Genomic DNA, 25,509 nt, shown 5'->3' on the forward strand with positions numbered 1-25,509 from the left:
TCAGTGACCTTCCTGCGCGCCGAACATGGTCTTGGCGTAGACGATGCCGAGCCCGTAGGCGCCGCCGAGCTTTTTGGCGATGCCGGTGGTCATGTCATAGGTCTCGGTGCGGGCCCAGTCGCGCTGCAGTTCGAGCAGGTATTGCAAGGCGGTCATCGGCTGTGCGCCGGCCTGAACCATGCGTTCCATGGCGCGCTCATGCGCCTCGTCGGAGACGTCGCCACAGGCATCGGCGATGACGTAGACATCATAGCCCTGATCCAGCGCCGACAGGGCAGGGCCGACGATGCAGACGCTGGTCCAGAGCCCGGCCAGGACGATGCGCGCCTTGCCGATCTCGTTGACCTTGGCGATGACGCCGGCATCCTCCCAGGTGTTCATCGAGGTCCGGTCGAGCAGCGCCTGGCCCGGAAAGGCCTCGGTGATCTCGCTGAACATCGGGCCGGAGAAGCTCTTCTCGGCAACCGTGGTGAGAATCGTCGAGACGCCGAACCCGGCGGCGGCCTGCGAGATCAGAGCGGCGTTGTTTCTCAGCGCGGTCGCGTCGATCGACTTGGTCGCGAAGGACATCTGTGACTGGAAGTCGATCAGGATCAGCGTGTGGTCCTGCGGCGAGAGCAGAGTCTTGCCGGGTGCGGCGACAGCGGTTGGCATCTGAATGGCTCCGGTTGAAGGATATGAGAGATGCGGTGTCGCAGGCGTCAGGTCGTCATGACGCCGGCTTCGGGAATTCGTTCGCCTCACGCATCGAGGTTATACTCGTGCATGATGAGTACGGGTTCGACGGCGCGCGCGGTCTCGTCCTTCGACACCCCACGAACAGCGATGCGGTTCTACGAAAGGCCGTTACGTCGAGACAATTGTCCTCAGGTGTCCCGTACCTTGTGCGTTGGGATATGGGCTTGCGCCAATATTAGCGGGCAAGGGCCGAGCGGATCGCTTGCAGCAACTCGTCGGGATTGCACGGCTTGGTCAGATAAAATCTGACCCCGATCTCCTGCGCCAACATGCGGGTCGCATGATCGGGATATGCCGTCATCAGAATGGTGGGAAGCGTTCTGCCGGAGGCGGCGATGCGCCGGCAGAGTTCGAGGCCACCCATTCCGGCCATGCGCATGTCCGCGATTAGGCAGCACACATGGATGAATTGATCGGAGCCGAGGAAGGCGGCCGCGCTCGGAAAGCCGATCGCCGTAAAGCCCATGGCCATGATCAGATCGACCATCGCCACGCGGGCCGAGGCATCGTCGTCGACCACCGCGATCGGGAGAATTGCAGGCATCCGTTACGGCTTAGCCTCAGCGCATCCGGCTGGATCGTGATCCACCGCCGGGTTCAACTGCGCCAAGCATGGGCGATGCAGATGTGCTGGAGCAATTATACGCTGGTGTCGTCCATCTGAGCCTCGGGTTCAAGAGCAGCAAGCCTGTCTGCGATCCGGACAAGGTCTGCCACCGAGTTCGCCCTGAGCTTTTGCATCACCTGCGCGCGATGGACCTTGACCGTGACCTCGCTGAGCTGGAGCGTCTGGGCGATCTGCTTGTTCATCCGGCCGGCCGCGACGAGCGGCAGGATCTCGCGCTCGCGCGGCGTCATCGTCGCGACGCGCTCGCGCAGCTCCGCCAGCATTGCCGCCTTGGCGCGCCGGCGCCGGTCGAGCTCGATGGCGCGGTGCACGCCGTCGATCAGATCCTGATCGCGGAAAGGCTTGGTCAGGAACTCGACCGCACCCGCCTTCATCGCGGCGACCGACATCGGCACATCGCCATGCCCGGTGATGAAGACGATGGGGGGCGGACTGTCGGTGCGGCCGATTTCGCGCTGGAATTCCAGCCCGCTCTGACCCGGCAGCCTGACGTCGAGCACCAGGCAACTCGGCAAGTCCGGACGCGGAGCCAAGCGAAAGTCGCGCGCGGTTTCGAAGGCCGCAACCGTGTGGCCAACGGACTGCAGCAGGCTTTCGAGCGAGATCCGCATGGCGGGATCGTCATCGACGACGAAGACGATGGAGCCATTCTTGCTCATCGGACCAGCTCCGCATCGTTTGGCTTCGTTAAAGCGGCAGGCAGCGTAAACTGGAAGACGGCTCCATGCGGCGTGTTGTCAGACGCCCAGAGTCGTCCGCCATGTGCCTCGATAGCAGTTCGGCAGAACATCAAGCCCATGCCCATCCCATCCGGCTTGGTCGTGTAGAACGGATCAAATATACGATCCTTATCGATCGCAGCCAAACCCGCCCCATTGTCGGCGATCATGACGAGCACCTCGCCGAACTCATGGCACTGTGTGGTAACGCGCATTTGGCGCGGGTCCGGGATGCCGCGCATGGCATCGATGGCATTATCAACCAGATTGGTGATGACCTGCTGCAACTGCAGCGGGTTGCCGACAACGTGCGGCAAGTCATTCGCCAAAGCTGTCGAGACGGTGATGCGACCAAGGCGGGCTTCCGTCTCACACTGCGCCAGCACAGTTTCGATGAGATCGTTGAGATTGAGCGGCTCACGCTCTTGGGCACCCTTGAGGAACATGGTGCGGATGCCGGTGACGACCTTGCTGGCGCGGTGACCTTCCGAAACGATCCGGCCCAAAGCCGCCTTTGCCTCGTCGATACGCGGCTGATCGCGCTCGAGCCAGCGCAACCCGGCCGAAGCGTTCGTCACCATGCTGGCTAGCGGCTGGTTGACCTCATGCGCGATCGAGGCCGAAAGCGCTTCCATCGCCGTCAGCCGGTTCTGGCGGGCTCGCCGTTCGGCCAGGACCGAGAGCGCGAGCCGGGCATGGACCGTGGTCGCCTCCGACAATAGAACGAGTAGCACGAGGCTGGCGGAAGCCAATCCATAGAATCGCCCCGCCCACCAGCCGACGCTCAAACGGATGGCTCCGCTGATATAGGAGATCAGCATGATCTCGATCATGAGTGTGAAGAGGACGACCATCAGCCAAATGTCGAGCATCGAGCGTCGGCGCAGGCCCAGCAATATCAGGCCGATTAAATAAAGCCCGATGGCCGTCGCCGGCACGAAGCGCCAAAGCCCACTGACATTGCGTGCATCGATCATGAATTTCGGGAGTGCATCGTCGTTCGAGACGATGACCCATGTGAGGAGGCTCACGATTGTCAGGACGCCGGAGACGCTGAGAAGGATGATCCTTCGCGCGGAGCCCGGCGGAAATTTACGATCGGACAGCACCGCATAGCCGATGACGAAGAGCGGAAAACCCAGGCGCCTGATCGCCGCAATTGAAGCTGTGCTCTGCAGGGCGTCTCCAAGCACCGGCTCATCGAACACGCCGGGAAAGGTCAGCGCCCACGGCACCGCCATGATCCCCGAGAACAGATAACCGACCGCGAGCAGCAGAATCGGCCGGGAACGATGGACGGAGAACAGTGCCATCAGCAGCGCCGACGTCAGCAACTCGATGACCAACACGGCTGAAGCATAGGCGGGCAGCAGAGCCTCGGTGTTGACGGTGGGCTGGCGCGCATAGGGCGCGGCCACGAGCAGCGCGCCGATCAGCAGGGCCGACAGGCACGCCGCCAGCCGCAACTGGCTTCTGGCTGGTGGCGATACCAGCGGCGAGAGCCCGCCGGGCGTCAGTTCGTTCGCGCTCACAAAACCTCGCACAACGCCATGCAAGACCGGCCGGAAATGGCGCCTATCCGTTAATTGGGTAGCACAAATCGAAGCGAATCTGACGCTTGATGTGTTGGAGCCTGCTCGTCTGGTTCCTCTCGGGCCCGGGCTTGGAACACGGACGTTTCTCAAGGGCACAAATTCGCTTGCCGACGGCAGCTCACCTTCGTTCCTGTCGCGCCGGACCGGATTAAAGCGCCTCGTTCGTCCCCGGCGATGAGGCGGCTGCGAACGGATTTGGCACTCGTCGTTGGCGTTGAGGGCATCCAAGGCAAGCGCTGCGTCTCAGCGCGCCGCCTGCGCCGCTTCGGTCGCGTCCATGATCACGGCTCGCGCGGTCCGTTGCATCGTCTCCGTATCGTCGAAGACCGTGATCAGCAGTGTTGCGCCCTCCAATCGAATGAGCGCATCGGCAGCAACTGTGTCGGCGACTTCCCGAGGCATGGCTCTGTTGAGAATGTCGCTCAAGAGAGTTCGCAGCGACTGGAAGAAGTCCCGGACGGCCTCCTTCGCGACGGGAGTGCCGTCACCGATGCCATAGGCGAGGTGCAAGCCTGCCGATGTCGGGCATGGCGTCCTATACGCCCGGCATGGAGATGTCCGGTGGCTCGCTCGGCATCGGGCTTTCGATCGCGGTCGGCCGTTGCCTCGGGCTCAAGCGCAGGGGCTCGGACGCGAGGGTCTACACCCTGTTCTCGGATGGCGAACTCGACGAGGGCTCGGTCTGGGAAGCCATTCTGTCTGCCACGCATCACCGGCTCGACAATCTCATCGCCATCGTCGACGTCAACAACCAGCAGGCGGACGGTCCCTCGACCAAGGTGATGGGCTTCGAGCCGCTCACAAACAAGCTCGAAGCCTTCGGCTGGTTCGTCGTGCGCGTCGACGGCAACGATCTCGACGCCGTGCGCGACGCCTTCGACGCCTGCAAAGCGCAAGCCGGACAGGGGCGGCCCGCCATGATCGTCGCCGACACGCTGATGGGGAAGGGTGTACCGTTCCTCGAGGCGCGCGAGAAGAACCACTTCATTCGCGTCGAGGCGCATGAGTGGCGGCTCGCGCTGGACGCGCTCGACGAGCGGAGGCCCGCATGAAACCCGCTCCGCCGCCAGTGACGGGCAAGCCGCGCCTGACCACCTCCGCAATGATCGCCTCGATCGCAGGAGAAGGGCAGCGAACCAAGCCTGCGCCATTCGGCCATGCGTTGGTCGAACTGGGCAAGCGCGACGAGCGCGTGCTCGGCATGACGGCCGACCTTGGCAAATACACCGATCTGCACATCTTCGCGCAGGCCTTTCCCAAGCGGCACTACCAGATGGGCATGGCCGAGCAGTTGCTCTTCGGAGCAGCGTCGGGGTTGGCGGCCGAGGGGTTCACGCCGTTCGCAACAACCTATGCCGTCTTTGCCGCGCGGCGCTCCTACGACTTCATTCACTAGACGATCGCGGAGGAAGACCGCAATGTGAAGATCGTCTGTGCGCTGCCGGGGCTGACTTCGGGCTATGGCCCGTCGCATCAGTGAACTGCGCCGGGTTTGTCGGAGGCTCTAACTCCTGAGAAGGTGGAGCCATGACGAGCAAAACGACGAACAAGTTTTCGCCTGAGGTGCGGGCCCGCGCGGTGGATGCTGCTGGACCATGAGGGCGAGCATCCGTTCCGCTGGGCGGCTATCATGTCGATTTCAGGGAAGATCGGCTGCACGGCGCAGACGCTGAACGAGTGGGTCAAGAAGGCCGAGGTCGACAGTGGCCGAAAGCCCGGTCTGACGACGGACATGGCGGCTTAGCTCAAGATGCTGGAGCGCGAGAACCGAGAGCTTCGGCAGGCGAACGAGATCCTGCGGAAGGCGTCGGCGTATTTTGCCCAGGCCCCTTTCGGCGAATGTATGCATTCGCCTGTCGGGTGAGAGGAGCTCGACCGCCCGTTCAAGCGAGGATCGCGTTCATCGACGATCACCGCCAGGTCCATGGGGTCGAGCCGATCTGCAAAGTGCTGCCGATCGCCCCCTCGACCTATCATGCCCATGTCGCCAAGCGCGCCGATCCCGAGAAGCGGTCAGTGAGGGCGAAGCGGGATATCGCCCTGCAGCCCGAGATCGCCCGCGTCTTCGCCGAGAACTTCGAGGTTTACGGCGTGAGGAAGGTCTGGCGGCAGATGGTGCGCGAACGCTTCGACGTGGCGCGCTGCACCGTGGCGCGACTGATGCGCGGCATAGGCCTGCAAGGCGTCATCCGTGGCAAGCCCGTGCGCACCACGGTGCCGGACAAGACGGCGCCGTGCCCGCTCGACCATGTGAACCGGGTCTTCCATGCTCCTGCGCCCAACAGGCTTCGGCTCTCCGACTTCACCTATGTCAGCACCTGGTCGGGCTTCGTATACGTCGCCTTCGTCATCGACGCCTACGCCCGCCGTATCGTCGGCTGGCGCGTATCGCGGACTGCGCATGCCGGCTTCGTGCTCGACGCGCTGGAGCAGGCCCTGCATGAGCGACGGCCCATCCATCGAGGGGGCCTCGTCCATCATTCCGACAGGGGATCGCAATACGTCAGCATTCGATACACCGAGCGCCTTGCCGAAGCCGGCATCGAGCCCTCCGTCGGCAGCGTCGGCGACAGCTATGACAACGCTCTCGCCGAGACGATCAACGGCCTCTACAAGGCGGAACTCATCCACCGGCGTGGACCCTGGCGAAGCTTCGAGGCCGTCGAGTTCGCCACGCTGACCTGGGTCGACTGGTTCAACAATCGCCGGCTGCTGGAGCCCATCGGCAACATCCCGCCGGCCGAGGCCGAGGAACGCTACTACGCCATGCTGGACGTGCCCGCCATGGCGGCGTGACTCAAACGAAATGGCCTCCGGGAAACCCGGCGCGGTTCACTGCCGGCTTTCGGCTGCGGGCCACTACGGTCTCGCTACGGGGCAGCAAGCGTCGGAGCATTCGACGCAACGCACGCTTTCCGCTCAGATTTAACGACGAGCTTATGGTGCACCGCGACTAACCGGCGCCTCTCCGAGAATGATCAGCTCGGGTCATGAGCGGTCGCTCTGGGTCGGAACTGTGAACGTCCGCCTGCCGGCAATGTCTCAATGGCCGGTCCTGGCGCGGGCCCGAAATCAGCAAGGCGATAACCCGCGGTATCGCTCTTTCGATGAAAAGTTGGTTTCACGGAAGCGTTCGGCGCGATGCGTCATCCGGTACTCGCCCCCGCACATCGTGCGCTACGGGCTGCTTTCAAGCGACCTGATCAGTCCCGTTTCAAAGCAGATCGAGTAGCGGGGTTCGACAGATCGACCGCCCGGTTTAGGCTCTCCAGTCAATCGGTAGTCCGGAGAAAGACAGGTTATCGCCCACCGCGAGGGATCAAGATCAACCCAGCTTTCATGAACCTCTACATCAATGAACCATCCCGGCCCTTCTGGCGGCGGTGGGTTCGGTGGTGCTCGTAGCGGCGAGCCCTTTACGCACTCGAACTCGTACGAAACTGAGCAGCCTTCCATCGTGACCGAAGCGCCCCTTCCTAAAGATGGTACTTCGTCGGATAGAAGTAGATGAAGTCGAGCGCGTTCCCCGTGTTTAGGCGTCAGGAATCTGCGTGCGATCACGCGGCTGCGGTCATGTCTCGGAATGCCCATGTCGTCGCAGCCGTCTCTCATCCACGTGCATTCACCCGCATTGAGGCATGCGAAACCTCTTGTTACCGTATCGCCATCGATAGTCTTGCGATAAGGCACAACTGGCTCGACGCGATATTGAGGAGATGCCTGAGAAAGTGCGATCATCCTTCCTGATGCGAACGGGATAAGAACCGCGATCCCTAACCCAATCATATCGAGTTGCCCGATCCGCTACTGCTTTGCACTTGCCGTCGCCCTATCAGCAGCTTCAACTTTCAAGGCCACGCGCAATATTCTGTTCAGAGTGCGAAGCTAGATTTGCAACATGCGACGCCGCTTTCCTATCTCCCTGATCTTCTTCGCGCTGATCGGGGTGCCGTTCGTGCTCGGCCTATTCCCTCTTCCGATCATCCACTTGTTGATTTTGCTGTCTCCAATCTGGTCTGCTGTCCTCATCAATACGGGGTTCATTGGCATAGCAGCCGAAGCATCGCTCGGGCGCATCTCACCCCGTTGGCTTGTCGTCCCCCTGGCGTTCTTTGGCGGCTACTGGAGTGTCTTCATTTCAGAGCGCTTCGCCCTCTACATGCTCGGCACCTCGTTTGAAGCTGCCAATGAACGGGTGGCCGTTGAGCTCGATGTAGAGCGACAAGCTATCGCAGTTAGGTGGCCGGATCATGGCTCAGGCCCTGGCGGTTGGCTAACCGCGAACTACGCATTACCGGTCGTATACTCGATCGCTTCTGATGTGCCCGACAGCTACTTCTCCACGCGACTGTTGGATCGAGATGACTGCGCAAAGGTTCGAGAGTTCATACGGGACGGGGCACCACACGTGATCCTCTCCCAGGTTTCGGACGGCAATTCATTTGGGCAACGAAGAGGCACGAACCATTTTTGTACCCTAACAATGCCTGAGAGACCGGACCTTCCACTGGCTAGAGTCTCATACGACAGGCAGGCACGTTACAACGGAACGCTTCCCCTGGAACAGGTTACGGCAACCGTGGCGATGCCAGACGGGCGCAACTTGCAATTGTTGACCGGCTACGCCTCACCCCTGCAGTTGATTCCGATGCCGGTGGTAGGATGCAACTTGCTTTCGAGCAGGCCAGAATGGCTGTGCGTTGAATTTTGGCGCGAAACAAAAACCCCCATTACGTCGGGGATCACTGAATATCGCCGAGAGGAGGAAACCCTGGCTCTGGCGCTAGGCTTCAAGCCTGTAGCCGCGGCCCAGCGGCGCGGGGCTGATCTGGAGCAAGTGCTGAGGAAGCTTGCTGCGAATCGAGACATCTCGCGAGCTCGCTAGCTTATGGCGCTAGGCAGCAACGAGTCTTAACGGCGGGGAAGCTGGATCTGGCGGTCCGCCGGCCAACGTACACGGTAGCCTGTCCTGATCTCTTTCTCACCACCAGGTGTAAGATTGATCTTCCACGCGACCACACCGCGCTTTTCTTCCGAGACCGGTTCCGACCCTGGTGTCATCGTCGAGAGCCGCTCGACTTCCACACTGGCTTCCTCCGAGATTGGTATCCGATCGATCACCGTTACGGACACCGGTGCTGACCTGAAATTGCGCAAGGTTGCCTTGAAATCGCGAGTATCGGATTTGTTCGAGCCCATGAAACTGGGGCCGGCCTCCGTTCGAGCGATGCTTGCGTAAGAGACCTGAACCCGATCTTCGACACCAAATCCTAGTCTAACCACGCCGCCTCCAGGCGTGTGTGGGATATGGCCCTGGCCTATCATTTCGGAATCTCGCGTGAGCAACACGAGCCCCGGGGAGAGCGGAGAGCCGCCAGGAGAAATAAAGCTAGCTTCAATGTAGACGGCTGGATCAAGCGCCGGCGCTGTTTGCAGCGTGACTTCCGGATTCACCGTGCTCTGCTGGAGCAGGATGGTCCTGCTCATGCCGTCCCTCGCTATACTGACGCGGCCAGGAACCTCGAACACAACCCTAAATCCCGCCGCGTCCATCGCTGCTTGTTGCTCGGTCGCTGCTATGGGCGCGTCAGCCGGTTCTCGACTAACGCGGTCTTCCAACGACACTGTCCCTCTAAAGCCGCCAGTTGCTGGGGCCGGTCGCGGGGGTTCGATCGTTCTCACGACAAGCTACGCGACAGTCGGGATCGCTGTGCGCCGTTGGGTTGGAGTTGTGGACACGCTCAACACCACATTCGTCCAGTCTTCGCTCGTAGACTGGGTAATACGCGCCCTTCGACCAAAAGTGAGCTTCGCCGGTTCACTGGCGGTCGCAGAGATAAGCTTAGCGTCATAAGCGGCCGACCAACGTGCCGATCCCACTTTATAAGAGATGTTGAAATCAAAAGTACCCGCGCGAGGATTCTCGACGGCGATCGAAATATCGCGCAGGGGCCTACCCTTTCCCGGCTGCCGCACAATAGCAGGCGTCGCTTCGGATCCGAGCAATTCGAGAACTGCAATTTCCGCGGCGGTCGAATGAAGACCTGCTTCGATTGCCTTGGCATCTTCTGCAACCTTGGCGAGCCCGCTCTCCAGCACAGCCCAGCGCTCCTCCCAACGGAGGGGATCAGCTTGATCGTCCGGTAGCCCTGCCAACGGCGCTTCGGCAAACTTGGTAATGAAGGCACGACGCCGGTCCAGTAGAGCCTTAGCCGCTGAATACTCCACCTGCTTTGCTTTCAGACTTACGAGTTTCGCCTCCTGTTCTTTAGTCAGGCCGGGACGAGCCTGTGCGACTGCGGGCGCATCGTCGATCGCCAAGATCTGCATCTCACCAGTTCCGGCGGCTTCAACCCTGATTGTTGAGATGTCGATTTCTGATGGGAGCCCGCGCAGCACGATTTGGTTTGATCCAGCTCCAACGTCGGCTTTTGCTACTCGCGTCACAATAGCAGCGTCAGGGTGAACGGTAACTCTATCAATGCGCGAGCTGATGTCGATTACCGCTCCTCCCGCTGTGATCGAGGACAAGACCGTGAAGGCTAATGACAAGCCGAGTGGTCGCTGCATCATCATCGTGATTTCCCCCGCTAAGCGGTATTATAGTCAAAATGCGTAACTAATTTGATCTCAGTCTGTCCTCATTAGAAATATGCGGATCATGGCGTCGGAGGGGCCAAAATGAGGCGGCACAAAAGGCTGCTAGAACCAGACAGTTCTGCTACTTACTCAGATTCCTAGACCTGTCAAAGCTGAAAAACTCGAGTTTATCAGCACTAGCTGCAGCCGGAGTGCCAAATGGGCGAAATCTCGCCAATTGATTGGAGTGCTCAGGCCCGTGCGAGTTCGTTTCAGCATTAACGGAAGCCGGCGGCGCTGGATAAGCTGAGGTAGGCGCTCGGCGGCCAGCGCAGCTTGATACTGCGCCAAACGCGAGCCATCGTGCGTCTCATGTGGCGAACGTCTGCTGCGGTAGACTGCCGACTTTGCATTTGGTCGTAAGCCGAAGTTAAGGAGCGGTCGTCACAGTCGGAAAATGAAGCAGCGGACCTTCGAGATCACGTGCCAAGCGTTAGGTTGGTCTTCCTTTGTCGCTCTAGTCTCGTCGTTGACAGCATGTCATAATTTCGGCGGCCGAGAGCCGCCAAGCGCGATGGAGAACTTCGCAGCGCTGGTCGCATGGCCGGCCACGTTCACAATGGTGGTTTGCCTAGTTTGCTGATCGCTGACTGGATCGGCGACATGTTGAAAAAGCTTTAAGCACTCTGACGGCAGAAGTGCGCAACGGGTCGCTAGCTGACCTCTACTCGCAGTGTCCGCTTCCTGGCAGGACGTGAACGCCAGCTAGTGGCGCGTCTCGTCGGGCGAACGGCTAGCGGTTTGTGGCCCATTCCGGGCTTTAACACGATCAAAGAGCTGCGGTAGATGTTGGGCCATCGGGAATCATGTGGCGCATTAGACCGATACTGATGTCAGCGCTCGCTGTGCTCGGCTTAAGCGGGTGCGGCGGGGGGCTGCGGTGTTCCTGGCACCGCTTTTGACGCATGCTTCTATTACTACACAGATGACATGACGCCTGTGTCGGTATTATTCTTCAGGTACAAAAACACAAAGCAGTACAATCCCGCTACCGCAACGATTCCACGTGCATACATTCATTTCGCCGCACCAGGATATGACCAAACCAAGCAGCCCGTACTGCCGACGCGGATCGAAGTCGAGGAAGTGATGCTTGGAATGGCCTATCCCAGCGGGCAGCCGATCAAGATTGCACGGTCCGCGCTCACGAAGGAAGGGCGATTCCCTCGGGATGTCGGTATAGTCCGCCTAATGAACACGGCAAAAAATTTTGATTTCTTGAATGTCCCAGAAGAATACGGAAATCAGAGCAAGAATTCATTCTATGCGGGCCAGCTCGGGCCATTCCGACGCTATGTTGACTACGCGGCTGCTGATGCATATTACAAGATCGGAGCGAGAGGAATTCGCAGAATTACTTGTATGACAGCACCGGATCAGGCCATTGCTGTGCAGAAATGTAGCTATTCGGTTGTACTTAATGAGGCTGTCTGGGCCGAGATGTCCTTCCCCGACTTTAGGGTCAATGGCGGCTTGTCATTTGCCGAAGATCGTGTCCGTGCTATCACCGAGACACTTTGCAAATTTGTGAAGTGTGATTAAATTAAATCGTAATCCCTATTCGGAGAGCTATAATGTCTCTGGCTATGCAAGATATTGAATAACTCTGAGCGATACTTATAACGACTGCGAATTGGGAACTTGGAGATAGAGCGGGATTTTATGTCCGATACTATGAGTTGTCCAAAAATATAATCCGGATGGTGCGCGCCAAGCTTTATTGCAAGCGCATATTTCCTCTTATTCAGGCTTCCTGGGTGGGGGCGCGCTTATCGGAAATGCTTTAGCGAAGTATGCAAATCCAACGCTTTATAATGTGTCTTTAGATCGATTCTCATGGGAAATTGCTAACAACCTATTATTGAACATCGAGGCAAACGTCGCTCTCGGCGAAACAGGCGCGCTTTCTCAGCTGCAAATTCAGAATAGCGATCGATTTGTATGGCAAAATTAGCAATTACTAGAGTATTTTCCTAGTTTAAATCTCGAGGTCTCTCTCGCCAGCATTGGGAATTTGTTTGCCGACGGCACAATGTCGTCAATTATGGCGGCTTTCCAGTTGATATTTGGCGCGCAGGTTGGCTTTCAGGCATCCGATCGCGCGTGGTCTTCTATACCATCCGCGTCACGGTTCCCGCCGCCGAGATCGCCCGCCTCGCGCCCCTGCGCATCGCGGCCGGCATGCAGGCCGACGTCTTCGTCCAGACCGAGGCGCGCACCCCTCTGCAGTTCATCGTCAAGCCGCTCAGGGACCAGATCGAGAAGGCGTTCAGGGAGCGGTGATCGCTTTGTGCCGGCGGGCGAATTCCCCGCAAGGGGGCTTCCCTTTCTCCGTACGGCTAGCATTGCTGTCAGCGTCAGGTCGGCCCGCATCGTCCTGCGGTTCGAGCCTGACCTGCCCCCGATTTCCTGGACCGGTTAAAGTTGGAAAATTCCAGTTTAGCGGTGCGACTTCCTTTCTCAGCATTGGCGGAAGCCTGCGGCGCTGGATAAGCTGAGGCAGGCGCTCGGCCGCCAGCGCATCTCGATACTGCGCCGAACGCGTGTCATCGTGCGTCTCATGTGGCGAATGTCTGGTTCGCGGTAGACTGCCAACTTCGGCTTTTGGCGCATTGATGCGCGACGCCGCAGGTCGGGACCGGTTTCGACCCGGGCCGAGCGACGCCGTATCCGACGACCGACGCCCACTTGCGGACGCCGGGACCCGCCCCGTACATTACAACCTGAGAAACGATGACCTGGAAATCAGGCTTGGCGAGGAAACGGCATGTCGGATGCCTTGCGCATCGCGCACGGAGCCTTTGGACGGGTGGCGCTGCTGGACATGGACCGAAGTCTGGTCCGGCACGCGCATCCCCATTGCCATGTCCTGCTCAAGGTCGATGGCGACGACACCCAGTTTCTCGTCGGCGACCATGTCGCCCCGCTGACCGATGATCTCGCCGTGCTGGTCAACGCCTGGGAGCCGCACGCCTATATTCATGATCCAAGGCGCAGGAACGCCCTCATTCTGGCGCTCTATATCGAGCCCGAATGGCTGCGCAGCTTCCGGCCGAACTGGGCCGCCAGCGGCGCGCCCGGCTTCTTCGAGCAGTCGGCCGGCGTGGTAACCGCCCATATCCGCCAGACCGCGCTCGATCTCGCGGCCGAGATGGTGCATGAGCCCGGCGCCTCGCGCCGGCAGGAGCATCTGCTGTCCGAACTGATGATTGCCGTGATCGAGCGCTTCACGCCCTGGCGGACGATCGGCGCCTCCCTGCGCGAAATCGCCCGTTCGAACGCGATCGACTGGCGGGTGGGGCGCGCGATCTCGCTGATGCGGACGAACCCAGCCGCCCCGCTCAGCATCGAGAAGCTGGCGAAATCGGCCGGTCTGTCGCGGGCGCATTTCTTCCGCCTGTTCGAGGAGTCCACCGGCGTCACGCCGCATGTCTTCCTGAACGTGCTCAAGGTCGAGATCGCCGTCGGCGCGATCGTCGAGGGCGACGAGACCTTCGCGGTGCTGAGCGACCGGCTCGGCTTCAGTGCGCCCGCCCATTTTACCCGCTTCTTCCGCGACCATTGCAGCGTCGCACCCAGCGAGTTCCGCCAGGTGGCGCGGCTGGGCCGGTAAGGTCGGCAGTCGCTCGCGGAACCGCGATCGCCCTCATGCGACCGCAGACCGCCCATCATTTTGAGACTTTTCGGTAAGATGCGAGACCCAGCGGGATCGCGCCCCGTCCCCTGATCGCAGAGCCTCCCGCCCCAGACGCCCGTCAGAGCGCGTCGCCGGGAGCAAGCGTCAGGTGAAGATCGAAACCATCTCGTGGACGGGACAGTCGCTGGAGCGCGTCGAGGACGCGGCCCTGCTGACCGGCCGCGGGCGGTTCATCGACGACCTCGGCGTCAGGCCCGGCACGCTCCATGCCGCCATCCTGCGTTCGCCGCATGCCCACGCCGACATTCTGTCCGTCGATGTCGCGGCGGCAGCCGTCATGCCGGGCGTCGCGGCGGTCATCACCGGCCGTGATCTGGCGAGGCTGACGACGCCGATGGTCGCGGGCCTCAAGGTTGCGGTCGAGAACTGGCCGATGGCGGTCGAGCGCGTGCGCTATGTCGGCGAGCCGGTCGCCATCGTCGTCGCGGCTGACCGCTACCTCGCCGAGGACGGGCTGGACGCCATCGAGGTCGAATACCGCCCGCTGCCATGCGTCGTCGATCCGCTTGCGAGCCTCGAACCCGATGCGCCGGTACTGCACGACAGGGCTGGCGGCAACCTCGTCAGCGACCGCCGCTTTCGCTACGGCGATCCCAAGGCCGCCTTCGCCAAAGCCGCGCACCGGGTCGAGGTTACGATCGCCTATCCGCGCAACACCGGCGCGCCGATGGAGACGTTCGGCGTCGTCGCCGAATACGATCCCCATGAGGACGCCTACGACGTCCTCGCCAATTTCCAAGGCCCGTTCAGTATCCATGCGGTGCTGGCGCGCTGCCTGAAGGTGCCCGGCAACCGGCTGCGGCTGCGCATGCCGCCGGAATCGGGTGGCAGCTTCGGCGTCAAGCAGGGCGTCGCGCCCTATGCGGTGCTGATCGGCGTCGCCGCGCGCATCGCAGGCGCGCCGGTCAAATGGATCGAGGACAGGCTCGAACATCTGGGCGCGGCGGTGGCCGCGACCAACCGCGTCACCACGCTCAAGGCCGCCGTGACCGCGGAAGGGCGTATCACCGCGCTGGACTGGGATCAGCTCGAGGATTGCGGAGCCTATCCGCGCGCGCCGGAGCCCGCCACGCTCTACCGCATGCACGGCAACATGACCGGGGCCTACGACATCGCGAATATCGCGATCCGCAATCGCGTCGTGCTGACCAACAAGGCCCCGACCGGCCTCGTGCGCGGCTTCGGCGGCCCGCAGGTCTATTATGCGCTCGAACGGCTGATGCAGCGCATAGCGGCCGAGCTCGGGCTCGATCCGCTCGCGGTGATCCGGACCAACCTGATCCCGGGCGGGGCGTTCCCCTATCGGACCGCCTCGGGCGCGCTCTACGATTCAGGCGATTACGTCAAAGCCTTCGATCTGGCTCTGGCCGAGGGCCGTCTCGCCGATGTCCAAGCCCGGCGCGACGCCGCCCGCGCGGCAGGCAGGCGATACGGCATCGGCTTCGCGGCCGTCGTCGAGCCGAGCGTCTCGAATATGGGCTATATCACCACGGTCCTGACCGCAGCCGAGCGGCAGAAGGCCGGGCCCAAGAACGGCGCGCAGGCGACCGCGACGATTGCGCTCGATCCGGTCGGATCGGTCGGCGTCCATGTCGCCTCGGTGCCGCAAGGCCAGGGCCACCGCACGGTGCTGGCGCAGGTCGTTGCTGACGTGTTCGGCATGCCCTGCGAGGCGATCCGGGTCGTCGTCGATCTCGACACGGGCAAGGACGCCTGGTCGATCGCATCGGGCAATTATTCCAGCCGCTTCGCCGCCGCCGTCGCCGGCGCCGCCCATCTGGCGGCGACGCGACTGCGCGACAAACTGGCGATGATCGCGGCCGCACAGCTCGGCGTCGCGCCCGCACAGATCGGCTTTGCCGGCGGCGCGGTCTTTGCCAAGGGCAATCCCGCCAGCACGCTGCCCTTCGCCCGTGTGGCGGCGCTCTCGCACTGGTCGCCGGCCCTGCTGCCCGCAGGCGTCGACCAGGCGATCCGCGAAACGGCCTTCTGGACGCCGCCCGAGCTGTCCGCGCCGGACGAGGAAGACCACGTCAACTCGTCGCTCTGTCACGGCTTCATCTTCGACATGGCCGGCGTCGAGGTCGATGCCGAAACCGGCAAAGTGCGGATCGACCGATACGTCACCATGCATGACTGCGGGCGAGTGCTGCATCCCGGCATGGTCGAGGGCCAGATCAGGGGTGGATTCGCGCAGGCGCTGGGCGCCACCTTCTACGAGGAACTGGCCTATGCAGACGACGGCGCGTTCCTGACCGGAACTTTCGCCGACTATTTGCTGCCGACGGCGACCGAAACGCCCGACATCGAAATCCTGCATATCGAGACGCCCTCGCCCTTCACGCCGCTCGGCGCCAAGGGCGTCGGCGAAGGCAACTGCATGTCAACTCCGGTCTGCCTCGCCAATGCGGTCGCCGACGCGCTCGGGGTGGCGCAGCTCGACCTGCCGTTGACGCCGGCCCGCATCGCCGCCCTCGTCGCCGCGCCCGAGCCGGCCCTGCCCGAGTCCCATCGCGAACGCGCAGTTGGGCCGGGTGCGGCCAAGCCCGGAGATAGAACCCTGCGCGGGCAAGGGCAGGCTAGGGTCGCCGCGCCGCCCGACGTGGTCTGGGCGATGCTGCTCGATGTCGATGCGCTCGCCTCGATCATCCCCGGCTGCCACGGCGTCGAGAAGCTGTCGGAGACCCATTTCAAGGCGGATGTGACGATCGGCGTCGGCCCCGTCAAGGGCCGCTACAAGGCGCAGATCATGCTGTCGGATCTCGATGCGCCGCGCGCCGCGACCCTGTCCGGCTCGGTCTCGGGCGCGCTCGGCACCGGAGGCGGATCGGGCCGCGTGACGCTGACGACGGCAGGCGAGGGCGGCACGCTGATCGCCTACACCTATGAGGCCGCAGTCGGCGGCAAGGTTGCCGCGATCGGCGGACGCCTGCTCGACGGCGCGGCCAAGGCCATCATCGGGCAGTTCTTCGCAGCGCTTTCGCGCCGGGCGGCGCCTGCCCGGCCCGGCTTCATCGCCCGCCTGCTCGGGAGGCGGCCATGAAGCCCGCAGCCTTCGACTATATCCGCGCCCGCGAACTTCCCGAGGCGCTGGAGGCGCTGGCCCGGCACGGCGCCGACGCCCGCGTCATTGCAGGCGGCCAGTCGCTGCTGCCGATGCTGAACATGCGGCTGGCGAGGCCGGCGGTGCTGATCGACATCATGGGCATCGCAGGGCTCGACCGGGTCGAGCGCGACGGTGACCTGATCGTCGTTCCGGCCGTTGTGCGCCAAGCGGCGCTGATGAAGCGGCCGGGGCTCTCCGGCGAACAGCCGCTGCTGGCAGCCGCGCTGCCCTGGCTCGGCCACTACCAGACGCGGGCCCGCGGAACCGTCTGCGGCTCGGCCGCCCATGCCGATCCGAGCGCCGAAATCCCGCTCTGCCTCGTCGCACTCGATGGCGAGGTCAGACTGCGTTCGCGCCGCAGGTGGCGCAGCGTCAGAGCTGCCGACTTCTTCGGCGGCATGATGGTGACGGACAAGGCCGATGACGAACTGATCGAGGCCGTCGCCTTTCCCGCCGCCATGACCGGAACCGGCTACGCCTTCCGCGAGGTCGCGCGCCGCCACGGCGACTTCGCCATCGTCGGCTGCGCAGCGGTGGTGACGCGCGACGCCATTCATCTCGCGGTCGCCGGCGTTGCCGACAAGCCGCAGCGCCGCAGCTTCCCGCCCCTGAAGGGCTCGGCCCTAACGGATGCGCTAAACGGCTTCGCCTGGGATCTCGAAGCCCGCGACGATTTCCACGCGACCGCCCGGTTGCGGCGCGACCTCGTGCGCTCGCTTGGCCTGTCCACGATCGGGGAGGCCCAGCGATGCCTCGCCTAAACGCCGCGACGCGCCACCGCGTCGCCTTCACCCTGAACGGCCGGCCGGTCTCGCTGGAGGCCGAACCGCGCCTGCTCGCCACCGACGCACTGCGCCACGGGCTCGGCGCGACCGGAACACATGTCGGCTGCGAGCATGGCGTGTGCGGCGCCTGCACGATCCAGATCGACGGCCAACCGGCGCGCGCCTGCCTGACGCTTGCCGTCCAGCTCGAAGGGGCCGCCGTCACCACGGTCGAGGGTCTCGCGCCGGAGCGCGACCGGCTTTCGGTCATGCAGGCCGCCTTCCGGCGGAATCACGCGCTGCAATGCGGCTTCTGCACGGCCGGCATCCTGGTCTCGCTCGATGCCTATCTGCGCGAGCAGCCCGCGCCGAGCGAGCAGGATCTGCGCGAGGTCGTGGGCGGGCATCTGTGCCGCTGCACTGGCTACACGCCGATCATCAGGGCGGCGCTCGAAGCGGCCGCCTGTCTGCGGGGCGAGCCCTTATCGCAGCCATCGGACCGGGAACCCGCCCATGTTTGACCTTGGCACCAGCTTCGTCGCGAGCGTGGCGCGCGACCCCGGCGCGCTCGCGATCGTCGATGGCGACACCCGCCTGACCTATGCGCAATGGCTGGACAGAATCTCGTCGCTCGTCGCCGCCTTCGACGGCATGGGCCTGAAGCCCGGCGACCGTCTCGTCACCGTGCTGCAGAATCGCTGGGAGGCGGCGAGCCTGCACTGGGCCTGCCAGCTCGCCGGTCTGACGATCGTCCCGATCAACTGGCGCGCCAAGCCCGACGAGATCGATTTCGTCATCGCCGACTGCGGCGCCAAGGCGACCGCCTTCGAGCAGGTCGCGGGCCAGTCGATCGCCGGGAGCGAGCTGGCGCCGACGATCCCGCGCATCGCGGTCGGTCCCGACGCCGGCGCGGCCGAACTCACCTTTGCGGAAATGGTCGCGACGCCGGCCCATGTCGCGACGCCGCGCGCGGCCGCCGACGCCTGGTCCCTGATGCTCTACACCTCGGGCACCACGGCCAAGCCCAAGGGCGTGCCGCGCCGCCACCAGGCCGAGCGCATGGCCGCGCTCGCCCATGTCGCACAGAACCTCTACGGACAGGGCGAACGCACGCTCGGCGTGATGCCGCTCTATCATACGATGGGCGTGCGCTCGCTGCTGGCGATGTCGCTGATCGGCGGGGCCTTCATCTGCCTGCCGCGCTTCGACGTGGCGCGCGCGCTCGAGCTGATCGCGGCCGAAAAGGTCAGCAATCTCTATCTCGTGCCGACGCTCTATCACGACGTCGTCCACCACCCCGATTTCGCGCGAACCGACGTCTCCAGCGTCCGCAAGCTCGGCTTCGCCGGCGCGCCGATGACGGACGGTCTGCTGGGCAAGCTGACCGAGGCCTTCAAGCCGGAGCTTTTCGTCAATCACTACGGCTCTTCGGAGATCTACACCTTCACGGTCAACCAGAAGGCGGCCCTCAAGCCCGGCTGCGCCGGCAAGGCCGGCCTCAACCAGCTCATTCGCGTCGTCAGGCTCGGAGCGGCCTCTGCGCATGATCTCGCCGCCCCGGGCGAGGAGGGTGAGATCGTCGCGCTCGCATCGAGCGACGAGGCGTTCGAGGGCTATTGGAAACGTCCCGAAGCCGACGCCAGATCGCTGCGCGACGGCTGGTACTTCACCGGCGACACCGGGTATTTCGATCCGGACGGTGAGCTCTTCGTCTCCGGGCGGGTCGACGACATGATCATCACCGGCGGCGAGAACGTCTCGCCGGTCGAGATCGAGAGCTGCCTGTCCCTGCATCCCGGCGTCTTCGAGGTCGCCGTCGTCGGCCTGCCCGACGAACGTTGGGGCAAGATCGTCGTCGCCTTCGTTCAGCGCACAGGCGCGGTGACCGCGCAGGAGCTCGACGCCCATTGCAAGGCGACGGGCCTCGCCAACTTCAAGCGCCCGCGCCGCTTCGAATTCGTCAAGGCCATCCCGAAATCGCCCGTCGGCAAGCTGCTGCGCCGCCAGCTCGTGGCCGGCGAGTACGAGCCCGAACGGCCCGACATCGCAGCCGAATGACCAGCCGCATCACCCATTCCCGACTGAAAGGCCAGAGCCGATGAACGCCACTGCCCCGATCCACCCCGCGCTCACCGGGCTCGACGGATTCAGCGTCGAGATCGACGCCGCCCGCGAGCGCGCCGACATCATCCTGAACCGCCCGCCGATGAACGTGATCTCGATGCCGCAGCGCGACCAGCTGCGGAAGGTCTTCGAGGCGCTCGACGAGGACGACCGGGTCCGCGTCATCGTGCTGCGCGCCGTCGGCGAGCACTTCTCCTCCGGCGGCTACATCAAGGGCTTCCTCGAGGCCTCGCCAGAGCATGTCTCGAAACTCGCCTGGAACATCGCTGCGCCAGCGCGCTGCGCCAAGCCGGTCATCGTCGCCAATCGCGGTTACACCTTCGGCGTCGGCTTCGAGATTTCGCTCGCCTGCGACTTCCGCATCGTCTCGGAGACGGCACAATATGCTCTGCCCGAGCAGAAGCTCGGTCAGATCCCGGGCTCGGGCGGCTCGGCGCGCCTGCAGAAGATCGTCGGGATCACTCGCACCAAGGACATCGTGATGCGCTCGAAGCGCATCCCGGGCCGGCAGGCGCTGGACTGGGGCATCGCCACCGAATGCGTGCCCGATGCCGAGCTCGAGGCCGCGACCGACCGGCTGGTCGACGAGTTGCGGGGCTTCTCGCCGATGGCGCAGCGCACCGCCAAGAAGCTGCTCAACGACACCGAGGACGCCTCGCTCTCGATCGCGATCGAGCTGGAGGGGCATTGCTACAGCCGCCTGCGCCAGTCGGACGATTTCCGAGAGGGCGTCGAGGCGTTTCATGCCAAGCGCGCGCCGAAATTCGTCGGGAGCTGAGCCCACCCGCGCGGCGACGGACAAAGCCGCGCGGCTGACTGACGCCGTCCACCCAGAAAAAACCAACCCGGAGGGAAACGACCATGACGACCGCGACCATCACGACATTCGCCGCAGGCCTGCTAGCCGCCACCGCGCTCGCAGCGGGCGCGTTAGCCCAGAGCGGCCCGATCAAGATCGGCGTCGTCACGCCGCTCTCGGGCACCTACACGCCCATCGGCCAGCAGGTCCGCTGGGGCCTCGAACTGGCGGCGAAGGAGATCAACGCGGCCGGCGGCGTCGCGGGCCGCCAGGTCGCGCTGGTCTTCGAGGACGAGGAGGCAAACCCCGCCGTCGCCGTGCAGAAGGCCGAGAAGCTGTTCCAGGTCGAGAAGGTCGATTTCCTGACCGGAACCGTGAACTCCGGCTCGACGCTCGCCGTCGCCCAGCTCGCCGAGCGCAACAACAAGCTGGCGGCGACGACCGTCTCCTTCGCCGACTCCATCACCGGCGACAAATGCTCGCCCAACATGTTCCGGGTGAACGCGCGCGCCGAACAGCAGTCGGTCGCACTCGCGGCATGGCTCGCCAAGGAGAAGCCCAAGGCCAAGGTCTATTATCTCGGGCCCGACTACGAGATGGGCCGCTCGACCGTCGCGGCGTTCAAGAGCAGCGCCGAGAAAACCGGCTCGGCGACCGGCGGCGAGGTCTTCGCGCCGCTCGATTCCAAGGACTACACGCAGTATTTCGGCCAGATCCGCGCGACGCGCCCGCAGGTGCTTTACACCTCGGTCGCCGGTAACGACACGGTGCGGCTGCTGACGCAGCTCCAGGATTTCGGCCTTCTCTCGGGCCTCACCGTGGTCGGCGCGTCCGGCACCGTGACCTCGCAGAACATCACCGCGATCGGCGCGGCGGCCGAGGGCTTCGCCACCGGCGTCGGCTATTCGCCGCAGATCGACCGACCCGAGAACAAAAAGTTCGTCGAGGCCTTCCGCGCGGCCAACAAGGCCGATCCCGATCTCTACGGCGCCGACAGCTATGGCGTGCTCTTCGCCTACAAGGCGGCCGTCGAGAAAGCGGGCTCGACCGAGACCGACAAGGTCCGCGAGGCGCTGCGCGGCCTGACCTGGCAGACCCCGCAGGGGGCCAAGACGATCCGCGCCGGCGACCACCAGGCGATGCAGCCGATGTATGTGGTGCGCGTCACCAAGGGCAAGTTCGACATCATCGACAATGTCTCCGCCGAGAATGCGATCGGGCCCGACGCCTGCACGCGCTTCTGAACGCCGCGACCCGTCCCCCTCTCCTTGACGGAAAGGGGGCTCCTGCGCCGTCCCGCGGAGAGGCACCCATGACACCCATCGACTACCTTCAATTCGTCCTCGCACCGCAGGTCGTGAACGGGCTCGCGCTCGGGGTCGCGGTCGTGCTGGTGGCGCTGGGGCTGACCATCATCTTCGGCATGCTCGACGTCATCAACATGAGCCATGGCGAGTTCTACGCGATCGGGGCCTATGCAGCGCTGGCGCTGGCTGCGGCCGGCATCGGCTTCTGGTTCCTGCTCGTGCTGGTGCCGATCCTGATGATCCCGCTCGGCATGGCGGCAGAGCGGCTGCTGATTCGGCCGGTCTTCGGCAGCAAGGACCGGCACGTCACGACGCTGCTCGTGACCTTCGGCCTCGGGCTGATCGTCGAGGACGTGCTGAAGATCATCTTCGGCGCCAACACGCAGCGCCCGCCGACGCCGATCTCGGGCGCAAGCGAGATCTTCGGCATCATCCTGCCGAACTACCGGCTGTTCCTCATCCTCGTCGGCGCGGCGATCGTGCTCGCGGTGGCCTATGTCGTCTATCGGACGCGGCTCGGCGCGATGGTCCGCGCGGCGGCGTTCGACCGCAACATGGCGGCCTCGCTCGGCGTGCCGGTCTCGCTGGTCTATGCCGGCACATTCGCCTTCGGCGTCGGCCTCGCCGGCCTCGCCGGCGTGCTGCTCGCGCCGATCTATTCGGTATTCCCGACCATGGGGCGTGACTTCATCCTCCTCGCCTTCACCGTCGTCATCGTCGGCGGCATGGGCTCGATCTGGGGCGCGGTCGTCGCGGGGCTTCTGCTGACTCAGGTGCAGGCGCTGGCGAGCCTCGTGATCTCGCCGGTCTGGACCGACCCGATCGTCTTCGGGACCATGGTCGCCTTTCTGGTTTTTCGCCCGCAGGGCCTGTTCGGGAGGCTCGGCCATGCATGACCGGCTGACGCAATCCATGCGGGCGAGCCATCTGCTCGCGCTGCTCTTCGTCCTCGCCTCGCTGGGGCTTGCCGCGATCGGCGCCGCCACCGGCGACACCTTCTATCTGCGGCTCGGGACCGAGGCGCTGATCTTCGCCGGGCTCGCGCTCTCTGTCGATCTGCTCCTGGGATATTCCGGTGCGCTCTCGCTCGGACAGGCGCTGTATTTCGGCATCGGCGCCTATGTCTCGGCGCTGACGTTGATGAAGGTCCCGTCTTTCTGGCTCGCCATGGCCGCGGCCTTCGCCGCCACGCTGATCGCAGCTATCATCGGCGGGCTGATCGCCAACCGGGTCCGCGGCGTCTATTTCGCGCTGATCACCTTTGGCCTCGCGCAGGTCTTCGCCAAGGTCGTCTATAACACCCGTGAACTGGGCGCCTCGGACGGCATGATCGGCATCCCGGTGATCGAGATCGGGTTCGGACCGCTCTCGGTCTCCGCCGGCAGTCCGGTCGGTTTCTTCCTCGTCGTGCTCGCCATCATCATGGGGCTCTACGCGCTGACCGCCTACCTGCTCGACACTCCGTTCGGCCGCGTGCTGACGGCGCTCAAGGCCAATGAGAGGCGCGTGCCCTTCCTCGGTTATTCAGTCTGGCGCGCGCGCATGGCGGCCTATGTGCTGGCCGGGCTGATCGCGGGGCTGTCGGGCGCGCTCTACCCGATGCTGCGCGGCTTCGTCTCGCCGGAGCTGATGTTCTTCGCGACCTCGGGCAACGCCGTGATCTCGGTCATTCTCGGCGGCGTCGGCACGCTGATCGGCGCGATCTACGGCTCGGTGCTGCTGGTGATCCTGAAGTCGATCATCGGGAGCTGGACGGAGCACCACCTCATCGTGATCGGCGCCCTCTTCATGGTCTGCGTGATGTTCCTGCCCAAGGGTCTGATCGGCTTCGTCAGGCCGCGCATCGAGGCGCTACTGATGCGCCGACCGCAGGCCGGACCGGTCCTCGCCGAGCCCGCCACCCTGACGCCCATCGCCGTCAAATCCGGGAGCGCATCATGATGACGCCCGTCCTCGACATTCGCAACCTTGGCATCGCCTTCGGCGGCCTCAAGGCCGTCGATCAGGTCAGCTTCCAGGCGCAGCGCCACAAGATCACGACCGTGATCGGCCCCAACGGCGCCGGCAAGTCGACGCTGTTCAACCTGATCAGCGGCGCGCTCAGGCCGCATCGCGGTCAGGTCATGATCGACGGCGTCGACATGACCGGCGCGGCCCCCGAGCGCACCAAGGCGGCTGGCCTCTCACGCTCCTTCCAGATCACCAGCCTGTTTCCCGACCTCACCGTCGCCGAAAATCTCAGGCTCGCCGCGCAGGTGCTGGAGCCGGCCGGGCGCGCCTTCCTGCCGATCCGCCGCTCGCAGCGCGCGATGGCGAAGACCGACCAGATGCTGGAGCGCTTCCAGCTTGGCCACAAGCGCGACGAACTGGCTGGCAACCTCTCCCATGGTGACCAGCGCCGGCTCGAGATCGCCGTCTGCCTCGCCTCGGAACCCAAGATCCTGCTGCTCGACGAGCCGACGCAGGGGATGAGCCATGGCGACACAGCCGATACGGCTAAGCTCGTCCGCAGCCTGACAGACGATGTCACCGTGCTGCTGATCGAGCACGATATCGGCCTCGTCATGAGCCTGTCAGACCATGTCGTCGTGATGCATCAGGGACGCAAGCTGGCCGAGGGTCCGCCCGACGTCGTGCGCGCCGACCCGGCCGTCCAGGCCGCCTATTTCGGACATCACTGACATGCTCCAGATCAGCGCACTGCACAGCCATTACGGCCTGAGCCACGTCATCCAGGGCATCGACATAGAGGCCGCGCCCGGCGAGGTCATCGGCATCTTCGGCCGCAACGGCGTCGGCAAGACGACGCTGCTGAAGACGATCGCGGGCTGGGTCAAACCGAGCCAGGGGGCGATTCGGCTCGGCGGCGCGGCGCTCGATGGCCTGACGCCCGACCGCATCTGCCATGCCGGCGTCGGCTTCGTGCCGGAAGACCGGCGCATCTTTCCTGGGCTCACCGTCGAGGAGAACCTCTCGCTCGGGCTGTTGCAGGTGAAAGGCCGCTCCTCCCGCGACGAGAAGCGCGCGGTCGAGGGGATCTACGACCGCTTTCACAAGCTGGGCGAACGCCGGCACCAGCTCGGCACCACCCTGTCTGGCGGCGAGCAGCAGATGCTCGCCATGGCCCGCGTCATGGTCGGCAAGCCACGCCTGGTCCTGATCGACGAGCCCAGCGAAGGCCTCGCGCCGATGATCGTCGCGGAAATCTTCGCGATCGTGCGGGAGCTGCGCGAGCAGGGAGCGATTATTCTGCTCGTCGAACAGAACATCCATGAGGCGCTCTCGGTCGCCGATCGGTTTCACGTCGTCGAGCGCGGCCAGATCGTCTTCAGCGGCGAAGCCGAGAACGCGGGCGATCGGGAACGCCTGCTGAAGCTGATCGCCGTCTGAACC

The 25,509-nt window shown here is 63.9% G+C and carries 19 protein-coding genes, 4 pseudogenes and 1 other annotated feature; of the genes and pseudogenes, 17 read left to right on the forward strand and 6 right to left on the reverse strand.

Annotated elements, in window-relative coordinates; translation table 11 throughout:
* The 5 genes from ASG72_RS12440 to ASG72_RS12460 all read right to left on the reverse strand — a co-directional run bounded on the left by ASG72_RS12440 (window position 1) and on the right by ASG72_RS12460 (window position 4,190).
* Window positions 1-654, reverse strand: coding sequence for a hydrolase (locus ASG72_RS12440; protein ID WP_056712741.1), 654 nt, complete (start codon window positions 652-654; stop codon window positions 1-3).
* A 259-nt stretch (window positions 655-913) separates the two neighbouring features.
* Entirely contained in the window at window positions 914-1,282 is a 369-nt protein-coding gene (locus tag ASG72_RS12445) for a response regulator (RefSeq protein ID WP_056712742.1), read from the reverse strand.
* A 95-nt stretch (window positions 1,283-1,377) separates the two neighbouring features.
* On the reverse strand, window positions 1,378-2,025 hold the full coding sequence (locus tag ASG72_RS12450; protein ID WP_056712744.1) for a response regulator: 648 nt from the start codon (window positions 2,023-2,025) through the stop codon (window positions 1,378-1,380).
* Entirely contained in the window at window positions 2,022-3,617 is a 1,596-nt protein-coding gene (locus ASG72_RS12455) for an ATP-binding protein (protein ID WP_056712745.1), read from the reverse strand. The genes ASG72_RS12450 and ASG72_RS12455 overlap by 4 nt, the downstream gene beginning before the upstream one ends.
* A 306-nt stretch (window positions 3,618-3,923) precedes the next feature.
* Window positions 3,924-4,190, reverse strand: coding sequence for a hypothetical protein (locus ASG72_RS12460; protein ID WP_056712747.1), 267 nt, complete (start codon window positions 4,188-4,190; stop codon window positions 3,924-3,926).
* Window positions 4,191-4,192: 2 nt separating this feature from the next.
* On the opposite strand from ASG72_RS12460, the pseudogene ASG72_RS12465 reads away from it, so the two are divergent.
* The 4 genes and pseudogenes from ASG72_RS12465 to ASG72_RS20780 form a co-directional block, all read left to right on the forward strand.
* Window positions 4,193-4,732: pseudogene (locus ASG72_RS12465) on the forward strand (thiamine pyrophosphate-dependent enzyme); the annotation flags it as partial.
* Window positions 4,729-5,157, forward strand: a pseudogene (locus ASG72_RS12470) (transketolase family protein); the annotation flags it as partial. The pseudogenes ASG72_RS12465 and ASG72_RS12470, both read left to right, overlap by 4 nt.
* A 50-nt stretch (window positions 5,158-5,207) precedes the next feature.
* Window positions 5,208-6,476 (forward strand): annotated as a pseudogene (locus ASG72_RS12480) (IS3 family transposase).
* Window positions 5,490-5,645, forward strand: a sequence feature (AL1L pseudoknot). Its footprint overlaps the pseudogene before it by 156 nt.
* A gap of 1,102 nt (window positions 6,477-7,578) precedes the next feature.
* The gene (locus ASG72_RS20780; protein ID WP_156395942.1) at window positions 7,579-8,565 is read left to right on the forward strand and encodes a hypothetical protein; all 987 of its coding nucleotides are present in this window, start codon (window positions 7,579-7,581) and stop codon (window positions 8,563-8,565) included.
* Between the two features lie 26 nt (window positions 8,566-8,591).
* Here ASG72_RS20780 and ASG72_RS21275 read toward each other — a convergent pair.
* Window positions 8,592-10,256, reverse strand: a pseudogene (locus ASG72_RS21275) (DUF4139 domain-containing protein).
* Window positions 10,257-11,249: 993 nt separating this feature from the next.
* Here ASG72_RS21275 and ASG72_RS20785 point away from each other — a divergent pair.
* From ASG72_RS20785 to ASG72_RS12540, 13 genes are all read left to right on the forward strand, one after another.
* Complete coding sequence (locus tag ASG72_RS20785; protein WP_156395943.1) at window positions 11,250-11,861, forward strand: hypothetical protein; 612 nt, start codon at window positions 11,250-11,252, stop codon at window positions 11,859-11,861.
* 561 nt (window positions 11,862-12,422) lie between these two features.
* Window positions 12,423-12,602, forward strand: coding sequence for a hypothetical protein (locus ASG72_RS12485; RefSeq protein ID WP_056712752.1), 180 nt, complete (start codon window positions 12,423-12,425; stop codon window positions 12,600-12,602).
* A gap of 484 nt (window positions 12,603-13,086) precedes the next feature.
* Window positions 13,087-13,932 (forward strand): AraC family transcriptional regulator, encoded by an 846-nt coding sequence (locus tag ASG72_RS12490; RefSeq protein ID WP_056712754.1) that lies wholly within the window; start codon window positions 13,087-13,089, stop codon window positions 13,930-13,932.
* A 172-nt stretch (window positions 13,933-14,104) separates the two neighbouring features.
* Complete coding sequence (locus tag ASG72_RS12495) at window positions 14,105-17,059, forward strand: molybdopterin cofactor-binding domain-containing protein (protein WP_056712757.1); 2,955 nt, start codon at window positions 14,105-14,107, stop codon at window positions 17,057-17,059.
* Entirely contained in the window at window positions 17,056-17,883 is an 828-nt protein-coding gene (locus ASG72_RS12500; RefSeq protein WP_056712759.1) for an FAD binding domain-containing protein, read from the forward strand. Before ASG72_RS12495 ends, ASG72_RS12500 begins: the two co-directional genes overlap by 4 nt.
* Window positions 17,871-18,407, forward strand: coding sequence for a (2Fe-2S)-binding protein (locus tag ASG72_RS12505; protein ID WP_056712761.1), 537 nt, complete (start codon window positions 17,871-17,873; stop codon window positions 18,405-18,407). Before ASG72_RS12500 ends, ASG72_RS12505 begins: the two co-directional genes overlap by 13 nt.
* Window positions 18,400-19,944, forward strand: coding sequence for an AMP-binding protein (locus ASG72_RS12510; RefSeq protein ID WP_056712763.1), 1,545 nt, complete (start codon window positions 18,400-18,402; stop codon window positions 19,942-19,944). The genes ASG72_RS12505 and ASG72_RS12510 overlap by 8 nt, the downstream gene beginning before the upstream one ends.
* Before the next feature lie 40 nt (window positions 19,945-19,984).
* Complete coding sequence (locus ASG72_RS12515; protein ID WP_056712764.1) at window positions 19,985-20,788, forward strand: enoyl-CoA hydratase-related protein; 804 nt, start codon at window positions 19,985-19,987, stop codon at window positions 20,786-20,788.
* An 83-nt stretch (window positions 20,789-20,871) separates the two neighbouring features.
* Window positions 20,872-22,053 carry an ABC transporter substrate-binding protein gene (locus ASG72_RS12520; protein WP_056712767.1) on the forward strand — a complete coding sequence of 394 codons (1,182 nt, stop codon included), beginning with the start codon at window positions 20,872-20,874 and terminating at the stop codon, window positions 22,051-22,053.
* 68 nt (window positions 22,054-22,121) lie between these two features.
* On the forward strand, window positions 22,122-23,012 hold the full coding sequence (locus ASG72_RS12525; protein ID WP_056712768.1) for a branched-chain amino acid ABC transporter permease: 891 nt from the start codon (window positions 22,122-22,124) through the stop codon (window positions 23,010-23,012).
* Window positions 23,005-24,057: a branched-chain amino acid ABC transporter permease gene (locus ASG72_RS12530; protein WP_082540310.1), complete on the forward strand. Its 1,053-nt coding sequence runs from the start codon at window positions 23,005-23,007 to the stop codon at window positions 24,055-24,057. Before ASG72_RS12525 ends, ASG72_RS12530 begins: the two co-directional genes overlap by 8 nt.
* Window positions 24,054-24,797: an ABC transporter ATP-binding protein gene (locus tag ASG72_RS12535; protein WP_082540311.1), complete on the forward strand. Its 744-nt coding sequence runs from the start codon at window positions 24,054-24,056 to the stop codon at window positions 24,795-24,797. The genes ASG72_RS12530 and ASG72_RS12535 overlap by 4 nt, the downstream gene beginning before the upstream one ends.
* A gap of 1 nt (window position 24,798) precedes the next feature.
* The gene (locus ASG72_RS12540) at window positions 24,799-25,506 is read left to right on the forward strand and encodes an ABC transporter ATP-binding protein (protein WP_056712771.1); all 708 of its coding nucleotides are present in this window, start codon (window positions 24,799-24,801) and stop codon (window positions 25,504-25,506) included.
* The last annotated feature ends 3 nt before the right edge of the window (window positions 25,507-25,509 follow it).

The organism is Allobosea sp. Leaf344 (assembly GCF_001426225.1).
Lineage (GTDB): Bacteria > Pseudomonadota > Alphaproteobacteria > Rhizobiales > Beijerinckiaceae > Allobosea.

Excerpts from the sequence above, each read along its gene's own strand:
- ASG72_RS12440 (WP_056712741.1), bottom strand. The coding sequence starts at position 654 with ATGCCAACCGCTGTCGCCGCACCCGGCAAGACTCTGCTCTCGCCGCAG.
- ASG72_RS12445 (WP_056712742.1), bottom strand. The coding sequence starts at position 1,282 with ATGCCTGCAATTCTCCCGATCGCGGTGGTCGACGACGATGCCTCGGCC.
- ASG72_RS12450 (WP_056712744.1), bottom strand. The coding sequence starts at position 2,025 with ATGAGCAAGAATGGCTCCATCGTCTTCGTCGTCGATGACGATCCCGCC.
- ASG72_RS20780 (WP_156395942.1), top strand. The coding sequence starts at position 7,579 with ATGCGACGCCGCTTTCCTATCTCCCTGATCTTCTTCGCGCTGATCGGG.
- ASG72_RS20785 (WP_156395943.1), top strand. The coding sequence starts at position 11,250 with ATGACGCCTGTGTCGGTATTATTCTTCAGGTACAAAAACACAAAGCAG.
- ASG72_RS12490 (WP_056712754.1), top strand. The coding sequence starts at position 13,087 with ATGTCGGATGCCTTGCGCATCGCGCACGGAGCCTTTGGACGGGTGGCG.
- ASG72_RS12500 (WP_056712759.1), top strand. The coding sequence starts at position 17,056 with ATGAAGCCCGCAGCCTTCGACTATATCCGCGCCCGCGAACTTCCCGAG.
- ASG72_RS12505 (WP_056712761.1), top strand. The coding sequence starts at position 17,871 with ATGCCTCGCCTAAACGCCGCGACGCGCCACCGCGTCGCCTTCACCCTG.
- ASG72_RS12510 (WP_056712763.1), top strand. The coding sequence starts at position 18,400 with ATGTTTGACCTTGGCACCAGCTTCGTCGCGAGCGTGGCGCGCGACCCC.
- ASG72_RS12515 (WP_056712764.1), top strand. The coding sequence starts at position 19,985 with ATGAACGCCACTGCCCCGATCCACCCCGCGCTCACCGGGCTCGACGGA.
- ASG72_RS12520 (WP_056712767.1), top strand. The coding sequence starts at position 20,872 with ATGACGACCGCGACCATCACGACATTCGCCGCAGGCCTGCTAGCCGCC.
- ASG72_RS12525 (WP_056712768.1), top strand. The coding sequence starts at position 22,122 with ATGACACCCATCGACTACCTTCAATTCGTCCTCGCACCGCAGGTCGTG.
- ASG72_RS12530 (WP_082540310.1), top strand. The coding sequence starts at position 23,005 with ATGCATGACCGGCTGACGCAATCCATGCGGGCGAGCCATCTGCTCGCG.
- ASG72_RS12535 (WP_082540311.1), top strand. The coding sequence starts at position 24,054 with ATGATGACGCCCGTCCTCGACATTCGCAACCTTGGCATCGCCTTCGGC.
- ASG72_RS12540 (WP_056712771.1), top strand. The coding sequence starts at position 24,799 with ATGCTCCAGATCAGCGCACTGCACAGCCATTACGGCCTGAGCCACGTC.